Annotated in this window: 8 protein-coding genes; 6 read left to right on the plus strand and 2 right to left on the minus strand. The window is 59.6% G+C overall.

Annotated features, from left to right (window positions below; genetic code table 11):
- Positions 1-45: 45 nt before the first annotated feature.
- Both TU80_RS15495 and TU80_RS15500 read right to left on the minus strand, forming a co-directional pair.
- Entirely contained in the window at positions 46-1,869 is a 1,824-nt protein-coding gene (locus tag TU80_RS15495; RefSeq protein ID WP_057004862.1) for a glycoside hydrolase family 15 protein, read from the minus strand.
- Between the two features lie 175 nt (positions 1,870-2,044).
- Positions 2,045-2,935, minus strand: a complete 891-nt coding sequence (locus TU80_RS15500; RefSeq protein WP_017846929.1) for a LysR family transcriptional regulator — start codon at positions 2,933-2,935, stop codon at positions 2,045-2,047.
- Positions 2,936-3,102: 167 nt separating this feature from the next.
- Between TU80_RS15500 and TU80_RS15505 the strand changes: the two genes are divergently transcribed.
- The 6 genes from TU80_RS15505 (at position 3,103) to TU80_RS15530 (ending at position 12,111) form a co-directional block, all read left to right on the plus strand.
- On the plus strand, positions 3,103-4,185 hold the full coding sequence (locus tag TU80_RS15505) for a 4-oxalomesaconate tautomerase (protein ID WP_046384115.1): 1,083 nt from the start codon (positions 3,103-3,105) through the stop codon (positions 4,183-4,185).
- 44 nt (positions 4,186-4,229) lie between these two features.
- Positions 4,230-5,561, plus strand: a complete 1,332-nt coding sequence (gene dctA / locus TU80_RS15510) for a C4-dicarboxylate transporter DctA (RefSeq protein WP_046384114.1) — start codon at positions 4,230-4,232, stop codon at positions 5,559-5,561.
- A gap of 129 nt (positions 5,562-5,690) precedes the next feature.
- Positions 5,691-6,995 (plus strand): CitMHS family transporter, encoded by a 1,305-nt coding sequence (locus TU80_RS15515; protein ID WP_046384113.1) that lies wholly within the window; start codon positions 5,691-5,693, stop codon positions 6,993-6,995.
- 91 nt (positions 6,996-7,086) lie between these two features.
- Positions 7,087-8,340: an OprD family porin gene (locus TU80_RS15520; RefSeq protein ID WP_057004863.1), complete on the plus strand. Its 1,254-nt coding sequence runs from the start codon at positions 7,087-7,089 to the stop codon at positions 8,338-8,340.
- An 81-nt stretch (positions 8,341-8,421) separates the two neighbouring features.
- Entirely contained in the window at positions 8,422-10,095 is a 1,674-nt protein-coding gene (locus TU80_RS15525; RefSeq protein WP_057004864.1) for a methyl-accepting chemotaxis protein, read from the plus strand.
- Positions 10,096-10,419: 324 nt separating this feature from the next.
- The gene (locus TU80_RS15530) at positions 10,420-12,111 is read left to right on the plus strand and encodes a ShlB/FhaC/HecB family hemolysin secretion/activation protein (RefSeq protein WP_090234648.1); all 1,692 of its coding nucleotides are present in this window, start codon (positions 10,420-10,422) and stop codon (positions 12,109-12,111) included.
- The last annotated feature ends 14 nt before the right edge of the window (positions 12,112-12,125 follow it).

Below are 12,125 nucleotides of genomic sequence, written 5' to 3' on the forward strand. Positions count from 1 at the left end.
CGACCCACCGTCATCGCGGCCTCGCTGACCCTCGACGGGTGGCGTTCAAGGCTGCCACACCGTCTTCGCGCCGCTCAACTTGCGGTCCAGAAACGTTGCCGCGCTGATCAGTGCCAAATGGCTCAACGCCTGCGGCGTATTGCCCAGGTGGCGCGCCTGGTTGTCGAACTCTTCGGCGTACAACCCCAGCGGGTTGGCGTAGCGCAGCAACTGCTCAAACTCCAGATGCGCCTTTTCGACCTGCCCGGCGCGGGCCAGGCATTCGACGTACCAGAACGAGCAGGCGGCAAACGCGCCTTCGGTGCCTGGCAGACCGTCGATCCGGCTGTCGTCGTTGCGATAGCGATAGACCATGCCGTCGCGCACCAGGCTTTTCTGGATCGCTGCCAGCGTCGAGAGCCAGCGCGGGTCGGTGGCGGCGACGAAGCGCATCAGCGGCATGAGCAGCATCGAACCGTCCAGCGCGGTGCTGCCGGTATGCTGCACAAAGTGCCCGCGTTCTTCGTTCCAGAAATTGCCCCAGATATCCGCGTAGATCGCCTGGCGCGTCTGGTCCCAGCGCGCGAACGGCGCCGGCAGCGAGCGTTTGGACGCCAGGCGGATCGCACGGTCCAGCGCCACCCAGCACATCAGCCGCGAGTGCAGGAAGTGATGCTGCTCGCCGCGCATTTCCCAGATACCCACGTCTTTGCGGTTCCAGATATCACAGACCTGATCCGCGAGTTCGACGGTGTGTTTCCAGCCGTCGTGGGAAATGGCTTCGCCGTATTTGTTGACCAGATAAATCGCGTCCATCAACTCGCCGTAGATGTCCAGTTGGACCTGGTCGAACGCCTCATTGCCGATACGCACCGGCGTCGCGCCGCCATGCCCGCGCAAGTGCGTCAGCTGAGTTTCGGGCAGTTGCTGGCGGCCGTCGATGCCATACAGGATGTTGATCTTGACGGGCTGGTCGCTGCAGTCGCTGACCCGCCCTCTGAGCCAACGCATGTAGTGATTGGCTTCGTCGACAAAACCCAGGCGCATGAACGCGTAGACCGTGAACGAGGCGTCACGGATCCAGGTGTAACGGTAGTCCCAGTTGCGCTCGCCGCCGGGCGATTCGGGCAGGCCGAAGGTGGCGGCGGCGATGATCGCGCCATGTTTGCGCGAGGTCAAAAGCTTCAGGGCCAGGGCCGAGCGGTTGACCATTTCGCGCCAGCGCCCGCGGTAGTTCGATTGCGCGATCCAGCCGCGCCAGAACGCCACGGTGTGCGCCAACGCCAGGTCGGTGCAGCTGCTGTCGACGCGCGGGTCGTCCTGCCCGCCGAGGACGAATTCGGCGCCTTCCTCCTGGGCCAGGACGAAGCTGGCCACTGCGGCGTTGTCTTCGACCTGCAGTGCGTGGCTGCTCGACAAGCGCAGAGCGGGCTGGCCGTGGGCGGCGAAACACACCGTGCCGTTGTCGAGGCTGGCGTGGGTGGGCGCGCGCGCATAGTCATGACGCACGGCGCAGCGCAGGTGGATCGTCACCTGGCCGCTGACCGCACGCACGCGGCGAATCAACAGGGGCAGGTCGTCCTCCTCACCGATGGTCAACAGGTCAGTGATCTCCACCACGGCGTCATCGCTGAGCCAGCGGGTCTGCAGCACGTTGGTGTCGGGCAGGTAGATCTGTTCGCGGCGGGCGTTGGGCAGGTCTGGCGTGAGCTGGAAAATGCCGGCGTCGGGCGTGTCGAGCAGCGCGCAGAAGATCGACGGGCTGTCGAATTCCGGCCAGCAGAAAAAGTCGATGCTGCCCTTGTCGTTCACCAGGGCGGCGCTGCGCATGTCGCCGATGATGCCGTGGGCGTCGATGGCGCTCTGTGGCTCGTGCTTGAAATCAACCATTGCCGCCGCCGGTCACCAGGGCTACTTGTTGCTGCCGCGAGAGATGCATCCGTTACCCACCGTTGAGTTGCGTTCAGTTAGCTGACTGGCGGGGCAGGGCACAAGTTCACCGAAAAACACCACAACTTGGCTGGCGCTCGCGGTAAATGACACACCACTCGCCAGCAGAACCCATTCACTTCTCCCATTGCTCAAGCAGAATCGAAACAAATTTCTCCGCCGCTGGAGATAACGAGGCTCCACGGCGGTAAACCAGTCCCAATGAACGGTTCACAATGGGCTCTATCAACGGGATGCTGACCAACGTCGGATGATCCACGGCAGGCATCGCCAGGCTCGGCACGGCCGAGACGCCGAGGCCGGCTTCCACCAGGCCCAGCGACGTCGAAAGGTGTTGCACCTCATAGAACCACTGCGGGCGCCAGCTCAAGCCCGATAACGCATGATCGAGCAACATCCGGTTGCCGCTCAGGCGTCCGACGCCGATCAAGCGGTAGTTGCTGAGTTCAGACCAGGTCACCGCGCTACGTTCCGCCAGTTCATGATCGCGTCGACATGCCAATACAAAAGGCTCGTCGACCAATGGCACAAATTCTATGTCGGGGTGCTGGCCGCTCATCATGTTGATGCCGAAGTCGGCTTCTCCGCGTAGCACGGCCTCCAGGCCTTCGTTGGCACTGAGGTCGAGCAGGCGGATACGGATTTGCGGATAGCGCTCGTTGTAGAGGCGGATGACCGAAGGCAGGAAGTAAAAGGCTGCGGTCGGGATGCAGGCAAGGGTGACCCGTCCGCTCTGTCGCTCTGCCAGCTCTCGGATGTTGAGTATCGAGTCGTCGAAGTCGTCCAGCAGGCGGCGTGCCTTGGGTAGAAAGTCCCGACCAACGCTCGTGAGACTCACCCTTCTGGTGGTGCGATCGAGAAGGGCGGTCCCCAAGCCTTCCTCCAGTTTTTTCATCCTCCGGCTCAGCGCCGGCTGGGACAGGTGCAATGCATCGGCAGCCTCGTGGAAGCTCCCGAGTTCGGCGATTTTCACGAACGATCGTATGTCATTTAGCTCATATTGCATTTTTTATAACTCGATGGAAGAGGGCGGCGGCGTTCAATCATCCTAGATTTGTCATTCGTTAAACGCAATAATCAGGCTGATATTTGCATTGGAAACATTTTTTAAAGCCTGCGACTCTTGCCTCAAGAGCATTAATCAACCCGATTGATCAATAAGAGTCAGTGGTCATGCAACGAATTCCTTGTGTGCTTATGCGCGGCGGTACGTCCAAGGGGCCAGTATTTCTCGCCTGGGACCTGCCTGATGCGATCGAACAGCGTGATGAGCTGCTGCTCAACCTGATGGGCTCCGGCCATGAGCTGGAAATTGACGGTATTGGCGGTGGGAGCCCGCAAACCAGCAAGGTCGCCATCGTCAGCCCATCGCTGCACCCGGACGCGGATGTCGACTATTTGTTCGTGCAGGTCATGGTTTCCCAGCGTCGAGTCGATACCGCACCCAATTGCGGCAATATGCTTTGCGCCGTTGGCCCGTTTGCGGTCGAGCAGGGGCTGGTCAAGGCGTCTAAAGGCCTGACGCGTGTGCGTATTCGCAACCTCAACACGGGGACGTTTGTGAACGCAGACGTACACACTCCCGAAGGGACTGTCAGCTACGAAGGCGACACCGCCATTGATGGCGTGCCGGGGACTGCCGCTCCCGTGCAGCTGACCTTCCTGGATGCCGCGGGCAGCAAAACCGGTAAGCTGTTCCCGACGGGACAGACTCAGGACCTGATCGACGGTGTCCCGATGACCTGCATCGACATGGCGATGCCGATGATGATCATCGAGGCTGGCCAATTGGGTAAACGTGGGGATGAAAGCCCTGCTGAACTGGATGCCGACAAAGCCTTCCTGGGGCGCCTGGAGTCTCTGCGGCTGCAAGCCGGCCTGGCAATGGGTTTGGGCGACGTCAGTGATAAAGTGATCCCCAAGCCCGTACTGGTGTCGCCGGCCAAGGCGGGCGGCACCCTTCAGGTGCGCTATTTCATGCCGCACAACTGCCACCGGGCACTGGCGATTACCGGCTCTATCGGCTTGGCCACCGCGTGCGTCAGCGAAGGCAGCGTGATTGCTCAATTGCTTGGCGGGGTGAGTGAGCCGCGCTTGAAACACGTTCGAATTGAACATCCAAGTGGCGCAATAGACGTTGTACTGTCCTACACCGGGGCTCAGGGTGAGACAATTCGCGCTTCGGTAGTGCGTACATCGCGCAGGTTGTTCTCCGGTTATGTCTACGCCGCGGCTTCCCAACGACTTGCCGGATAACGTCCTTTAGTCATTGTCGTTTCTGCATCAGCACAATTCTAAAAATGGGTGATGCCATGAAGTTTGTAAAATCGCTCTACGTCCAGATTCTCTTCGCCGTGCTGTTGGGCGTGCTGGTCGGGCATTTCTGGTCACAACAGGCCATAGCCTTGAAGCCGCTGGGTGATGCCTTCATCAAGCTGATCAAGATGATGATCGCTCCCGTGGTGTTCTGCACCATCGTCACCGGTATCGCCGGCATGAGCGACAAGCGCTCCCTCGGGCGTTTGTTGAGCAAGACCCTGTTGCTGTTCCTGGGCCTGACCGTGATCAGTCTGATCATCGGCCTGGTGGCGGTCTATCTGTTCAAGCCCGGTGTGGGCATGAACATCGACCCTACCCAATTGAGCACCAAGGGGCTGTCGCACTACACCGATTCTGCGGCGAAGCTGGGCGTGGTCGAGTTTTTCATGCACATCATCCCCGACACGTTCATCGGTGCTTTCAATAAAGGTGAGGTGCTGCCGGTTCTATTCATTGCGGTGCTGTGCGGGTTTGCGCTTTCGGCCATTGGCGAGCGCGGCAAGCCGCTACTGGATGTACTGGAGTCCGCTTCGCACATGGTCTTCAAGATCTTCTCCTACCTGATGCGCTTTGCGCCGATCGGTGCCTTTGGGGCCTTGGCGTTCACGGTCGGGCAGTACGGCATTACCTCGTTGGGCTCGTTGGCCAAGCTGATCATGACGCTGTACATCGCCTGCGCATTCTTCGTGTTTGTGGTGCTGGGGAGTATTTGCCGCGCGCATGGCTTCAGTCTGTGGAAGTTGCTGCGCTACTTGCGCGAAGAATTCCTGGTGGTCCTCGGCACGTCGTCCACCGAGCCGGTAATGCCGCGGATGTTGGAAAAACTCCAGGCCCTGGGTTGCAACAAAGGCGTGGTCGGGCTGGTGCTGCCCACGGGTTACTCGTTCAACCTCGACGGTACGGCGATCTACCTCTCGCTGGCGGCGGTGTTCATTGCCCAGGCCTGCAACATCGACCTGAGCCTGACCCAGACCGTGACCATGCTGGCAATCATGCTGCTGTCCTCGAAAGGCGCCGCCGGTGTCACCGGCTCCGGTTTTGTCGCACTGGCGTCAACGTTGACGGTCATTCACGACATTCCCTTGGCCGGCCTTGCCCTGCTGATCGGTATCGACCGCTTCATGTCGGAAGCCCGGGCCTTGACCAGCCTGGCCAGCAATGCGGTGGCGACCGTGGTGATGTCCCTCTCGGAAAATGCCTGCGATCGCGAAGTACTGATGCGGACGCTGGACGGCAAACCTTCCCCCATTGCCATCTCGGCCCAGGCCCAGAACCCGGACTGGGATGGTGTGACGGTCACGGACCGCGTCTGACCGGTCGCGGCTGCGCCCAGACACCTTAAACACCTCAAATAAACACTCCCCGCCAGGCACAACTGGCGGGCGCGGACTCGTGCGCCTGTGCATCGGCCCCGTTACTTATAAGAACAAGAGAACTGACTTATGCTCGCATTGCTTGGCTTGGCCATGGTGGTGGTTTTCACCTTCCTGATAATGACTAAACGGCTGTCGCCGATTGTCGCCCTGACCCTGGTTCCGATAGTGTTTGCCGTGATTGGCGGCTTCGGCGGCACTACCGGCAAGATGATGCTCGACGGCTTGAAAATGGTCGCACCGTCGGCCGCGCTCCTGCTGTTTGCGATCCTGTTTTTCGGCTTGATGATCGACGCCGGCCTGTTTGACCCGCTGATTCGCAAGATCCTCAAGCGCGTCAACGGCGACCCGATGAAAATCGCTGTCGGCACCGCGTTGCTTTCGCTGGTGGTGGCATTGGACGGTGACGGCACCACCACCTACATGATCACCTGCGCGGCCATGCTTCCGCTGTATAAGCGCATCGGCATGAACCCGATGATTCTGGCGACCATTTCCATGCTTTCGCTGAGCATCATGAGCGGCATGACCCCCTGGGGAGGGCCCGCGACCCGCGCGATTGCGGCACTGGGCCTGGATGCCGGGGCCTACTTCGTACCCTTGCTGCCGACCATGATCGGCGGCGCGATGTGGGTGGTGTTCACCGCGTTCCTGCTGGGCCGCGCCGAGCGCAAGCGCATCGGTAACATTCAACTGGAGAGCGGCGGCGGTAACTGCTACATCAACGCAATACTCGAGGACACGCCGCACAAGCGCCCGAAACTGGCCTACGTCAACCTGCTGCTGGTCATCGCGGTGATGGTCGCGCTGGTGATGGGGATCATGCATTCCGCGATCCTGTTCCTGATCGGGTTCGTCCTGGCGCTGATGATCAACTATCCGCAACTGGACATTCAGAAGGAACGCATCCTTGCCCATTCGGGCAACGCCATGACGGTCGTATTGTTGGTGTTTGCCGCGGGCATCTTTGCCGGGATTTTCTCTGGCACGAAGATGGTCGATTCTCTCGCGCAGACACTGGTTGACTGGATTCCGCCGTCCTGGGGGCACCTGTTCCCGCTGGTCGTGGCCGTTACCAGCATGCCGCTGACGTTCGTCCTGTCCAACGATGCCTACTACTTCGGCGTGGTGCCTATCCTGGCCAACGCCGCCGCGGCCTACGGCATTGATCCGCTGGAGATCGCCCGCGCATCGATTCTGGGGCAACCGGTGCATCTGATGAGCCCGTTGGTCGCCTCGACCCTGTTGTTGGTCGGGATGGTTGATCGCGACATCGGCGATTTCCAGAAAGCCACCGTCAAGTGGGCCGTGCTCACCTCATTGGTCATCACGGTGCTGGCTTTGTTGACCGGGGCGATCAGTCTCTTCACCTGATTCAACCCAACCTCCTGTTTTTCACCGACGCGCCTCACCCGCGAGGCGCGCGATTTCCTGCACGCCAAATAACAACAATGAGTAGTTTGCTATGAACACTGTACATACCCAACGGGTGCTGTTTTCACTGCTTGGTTTGTTGCCGCTGGCCAGTGCCAGCGCCGAAGGATTTATCGATGACAGCAAGCTCAAGCTGCAATTGCGCAATGTCTATTTCAATGAAAACTTTCGCGACGAGCATGGCTTGAGTGCCCGATCGGCCAGGACCGCTAAGAGCGAACGCACCGAATGGGCCCAGGGATTCCTGCTGGATTACCAGTCGGGATTCACCCCAGGCACCGTTGGGTTTGGGGTGGATGCCCTGGGCCTGCTCGGGGTCAAGCTCGACTCTGGACGTGGCCGCAGCGGTACAGGCTTGTTGCCGGTTCACGCTGACGGGCGTGCGGCCGACGAGTTCGCCAGCCTGGGCATGACCGCCAAGGCCCGACTGGCCAAGACCACGCTCAAATATGGGACCTTGCTGCCCAAGACACCGGTACTGATCTACAACGATGCGCGTCTGATGCCGCAAACCTACCAAGGCGCACAGATCAACAGCCTCGACATCGAGAACCTCAGCCTCACCGGGGGCCACCTCGATCGATTCAAGCTGCGTGACTCCACCGACAGCATGCCGATTGTGCCCGACGGCTATAGCGGCGCTGAATCCGGGGACTTCAGTTATGCCGGCGGAGAATACAAGCTGGGGAAAAACATTCGCTTGAGTTACTTCTACGGCGAACTGGAGAACTTCTACCGGCAGCATTTTGCCGGCATCCAGCACGATCTACCCTTGGGCGGCGGCGTGCTGAGCAGTGATTTGCGCTACTTCAACAGTGTCGATAGCGGCTCTGCCTACGGCGGCAAGATCGATAACAACATGCTCAGTGGGCAACTGTCCTACGCCATTTCCGGGCATACCTTCGGTGGCGGGTATCAGACCCTCAGCGGGGATGCCGGGTTGCCATACATCAGTGGCGCGACCGTCTATTCGTTCAGCAACGCCGGTATCGGTAAGTTCATCGAAGAGGACGAGAAGACCTGGATGCTCAACTACGGCTTCAACTTCGCCGCCCTGGGTGTCCCCGGCCTGACCTTTTCCACGCGTTACCTGAGCGGTAACGACGGTAAGTCCAACACCACGGTCAAGGAATGGGAACGCGATGCCGAACTGGCCTACGTGGTGCAGCAAGGCACCTTCAAAGGCCTGGGAGTGAAGCTGCGCAATTACGTCTACCGCTCGGATTTCTCCCGTGGTCGTGACAGTAATCGGATCTACTTCACCTACGACATCGCGCTCTGGTGATCCACTGCTCGCGGCCACGCGACATTCGCGGGCCGCTTTTGCATCGGCGGCTTCATAGGATCGGGGTGAAGGAATCAAATAATGTCGTTCAAAACCAAAATACTGTTGCTGACCTTATTGCCGGTGCTGTTGTTTGCGCTGGTTTTAGGGTTGAGCGCGCGCAGCACGTTGCAGGCCCAGGCCGAGCAGGAAGTCGCACAGACCCGCGAGCGGCTGCTCGAGGAAAGCCGCACCCGACTCAAGGATTACGCGAGCATCGCTCAGACGTCCATCACCGAACTGTATGAGCGGGCGGCTGCCGGGGACCTTTCCGGCCGAGCCTTGGCAATCAGCCGACTGTCCAACGTGAAGTATGGCGATGACGGGTATTTCATCGGCTATGACAGTCAGGTCGTGCGCCTGTTTCGCGGTGACAGCAGCGAAGGCGTCGGCACCAACATGAGTGATCGCAAAGACATCAACGGGAAGTACCTGAACCGCGAGATGGTCGAAGCGGCCAAAAACCAAACGCACTTCGTTACCTATTCGGGTGGGGTCGTCAACACCGATAAGGTGGTGCCCAAGCTCGCTTACAGTTTCTATTTGCCCAAGTGGGACATGGTTGTCGTCACCGCGGTCAATCTGGACAGCATTGAAACCCAGGTCGCCAACGTGCGGGCCGATGTCGAGCTGCGCATACACCACTTGATGCTCAACATTGCGCTTATCGCTGGCGCGCTGATCGGCATCATCGGGGCACTCGCGCTTCTGCTGGTCAAGCGCAGCTTACGGCCCTTGACCTTGATCCGCGCTCACCTCGATGAAATCGCCGCGGGCGAGGGGGATCTGACGCGGCGGCTGCCGCTTGTGAGTCGCGACGAACTGGGGCAACTGGCCGGTTCGTTCAATGCCTTTATCGAAAAGATTCACAGCCTGGTCAGCCAGATCGTCGCGATGAGCGAACAGTTGACCGGGTCTGTCAGCCATGTGGCCGAGCAGAGCCGGCAGATTGACCGGGCCATGGAGCGGCAGCGCCTGGAAACCGACCAAGTGGCCGCGGCGATAAACCAGATGTCATCGGCGGCGCAGGAAGTCTCGGCCAGCGCGCACAATGCGGCAAACGCAGCGGTCGAGACCGACAGGCAGTCCCGTCACGCCAGGCAGATCGTCAACGGCAGTATTGCGCGCATTCAGGCACTGACGGTCGAGCTGGATGAGAGTGGCCTGTCGATGCAGAATCTGCAAAACGACGTGACGTCTATCGTCACCGTGCTGGACGTCATTCGCTCGATTGCCGAACAGACCAACCTTTTAGCCCTCAATGCAGCCATCGAAGCCGCGCGTGCCGGTGCGGCCGGGCGCGGGTTTGCCGTGGTTGCCGATGAAGTGAGGGCGTTAGCCAGTCGCACTCAGCGCAGTACCCAGGAAATCCAAGCGATGGTCGAGCGTCTGGAGAGCGCTACCGGCGGGGTGGTCACGGCCATGCACCAATCCACCGAAGCCGCCCAGGGCGCTAACGCCGAGGCCGACCAGGCGGGTGAGTTTCTGGGCAACACGGTCGAGCTGATCGCCACGATCAATGCAATGAACGCGCAAATCGCAAGTGCCGCGGAAGAGCAAACCGCGGTGGCTGAAGAGATCAACCGCGGAGTGCATCAGATCGCACGCGCCATCGACGCGGTTGCCAACCAGACGCAGCAGGGCGTCCAGACCGTCGATGAGTTGTATGCGATCGGCAGCCGCCTGCAAGGCTTGCTGGGGCAATTCAAAATATGAGGCTGCCCTGCAGGGGGCGATAGGGTGGCCTGCATCGACATCATGCGTGATCACTTTCTCACGCAATAATGAAAATCATGAAAAAAGGCCCTTCTCTTAAGAAAAATCACGCTTGTGTGAATTTCTATAAATTCATTTTTATCAAATACTTATATTACTTTGTAATGATATTTAATTGCTTAGCCAAAAAATTGGCTTGTAGCATGTTGTAAAAGTTTCATGTTTGACAAATTGACGCCAATACATTGTCAGAATAGCATTCCCGGAAATGATGGCTCTTAGCCACCCTTCATTGGGGTGTTTATGTACGGCTCAAAACTCAGGATGAGTGCCTTTGGGGTGCTGGCGTTGGCGGGGGTTGCTGCCTCATTCATGGCTGAAGCTGCATCCAATCCCGGCGACACCGACCTGATTCGCGACCGTCAGGACCGCCTCCTCGAAGAACAACGCCAGCGCCTCGACCAACTCAAGGAATTACCCGGCAAAACCCCATCACCGGTGGCGCCTGCAGCCCCGGTTGACAGTCGTTGTTTCCTAATCAAGACCATCGAACTCACGGGGGCAGACGCGCTTTCCGCCGGCGAACGCGAACGCCTGCTGGCACCCTATATTGGCCAATGCCTGGGCGTAGCGCAGCTCAATGCTCTGCTTAAAGTCATCACCGAGCGCTACATCGAAAAAGGCCTGGTCACCAGCCGTGCCTATTTGCCGCAACAGGATCTGTCCAGCGGCATCTTGAAGGTCCAAGTGGTGGAAGGCCGGCTCGAAGGCTTGAAGGGCGCCGATGGCAGTGGCTTTTCCGAGCGCCAGTTGGCCCAGGTGTTTCCGGGCAGGTCGGGGGAGTTGCTCAACCTGCGGGAAATCGAGCAGATGGTTGATCAGCTCAACCGCCTGCCATCGAACCAGGCGCAGATGGAACTGGCGCCGGGCAAGGAAGTTGGCGGCAGCGAAGTATTGGTCAAGAACACTCCGCAAAAGCCCTGGCGTGCCGGTTTGTCCTACGGCAACGACGGCCAGCGCAGCACCGGTCGCCAACAGGCGGGTACGAGCTTGGACTGGGACAACCCGCTGGGGCTGTCCGATCAACTCTCCCTGCGCGCCGGGCACGATGTGGTCAGTGATACCAGTAAGAATTCGCGTAACGCGATGCTCAATTACAACCTGCCGTTCGGTTGGTGGAACCTCACCTACAGCTACAACGAAAGTGAATACCGCTCCCTGGCCCAAGCCAACGGTTTCAGCTTCAAGCAAAGCGGCGACAGCCAGAACCACCAACTACGTCTTGAGCGTGTGATCTATCGCGATGCCGTGAGCAAAACCTCGCTGAGCAGTGGCGTGTCGTACCTCAGCACCCACAACTACATCGAAGACAGCAAGCTGGCGCTGAGCAGCAACCGCATCAGCGAAGCCCAGTTCGGCATCAACCATGGCCGGCGCATCGGCGGGGGTTTTCTCAACGTCGACCTGGGCATGCAAGACGGTATCGGCGCCTTCGATGCCCAAAGCAATCGTGACGTCAAAGCCGGCCAGCCCGACGCGCGCTACCGCAAATACACCGCCACCCTCAGCTATTTGCAGCCGTTCAAGCTGGGCGATGAGTCATTCAGTTTCAGCAGCCTGATGACCGGGCAACACAGTGAAGACGTGCTGTTCAGCCCACAACGCACCAGCCTTGGCGGTCTGTCGTCGATTCGCGGCTACCAGGACCAGTCCCTCACCGGTGACAGCGGTGGTTACTGGCGCAACGACCTGCGCTGGACACGCCCGGTGACCTGGAACTGGATGCACACCGTGTTTGCCGAGTACGGCAGCAGCATTGGCTATGACCAGGGCGTGATCAGCCACGGGCGGTACAACCCTGACCAGCACGGGCGCATGACCAGTGACGCGCTGGAGTTGTTTGCCCGCGGCCCCAACGTGGCCGCCACCGTGACCTTTGCGCACTCCCTGGAACGACCCGACGCGATCACCGAGCGTGAGGCGCCGATCTATTTCCGTCTGGATTTCTTCCTCTAACTTTTTCGCCTTTG

This window comes from Pseudomonas veronii, from assembly GCF_001439695.1.
GTDB lineage: Bacteria > Pseudomonadota > Gammaproteobacteria > Pseudomonadales > Pseudomonadaceae > Aquipseudomonas > Aquipseudomonas veronii.

Excerpts from the sequence above, each read along its gene's own strand:
- TU80_RS15500 (WP_017846929.1), bottom strand. The coding sequence starts at position 2,935 with ATGCAATATGAGCTAAATGACATACGATCGTTCGTGAAAATCGCCGAA.
- TU80_RS15520 (WP_057004863.1), top strand. The coding sequence starts at position 7,087 with ATGAACACTGTACATACCCAACGGGTGCTGTTTTCACTGCTTGGTTTG.
- dctA (WP_046384114.1), top strand. The coding sequence starts at position 4,230 with ATGGGTGATGCCATGAAGTTTGTAAAATCGCTCTACGTCCAGATTCTC.
- TU80_RS15525 (WP_057004864.1), top strand. The coding sequence starts at position 8,422 with ATGTCGTTCAAAACCAAAATACTGTTGCTGACCTTATTGCCGGTGCTG.
- TU80_RS15530 (WP_090234648.1), top strand. The coding sequence starts at position 10,420 with ATGAGTGCCTTTGGGGTGCTGGCGTTGGCGGGGGTTGCTGCCTCATTC.
- TU80_RS15505 (WP_046384115.1), top strand. The coding sequence starts at position 3,103 with ATGCAACGAATTCCTTGTGTGCTTATGCGCGGCGGTACGTCCAAGGGG.
- TU80_RS15515 (WP_046384113.1), top strand. The coding sequence starts at position 5,691 with ATGCTCGCATTGCTTGGCTTGGCCATGGTGGTGGTTTTCACCTTCCTG.
- TU80_RS15495 (WP_057004862.1), bottom strand. The coding sequence starts at position 1,869 with ATGGTTGATTTCAAGCACGAGCCACAGAGCGCCATCGACGCCCACGGC.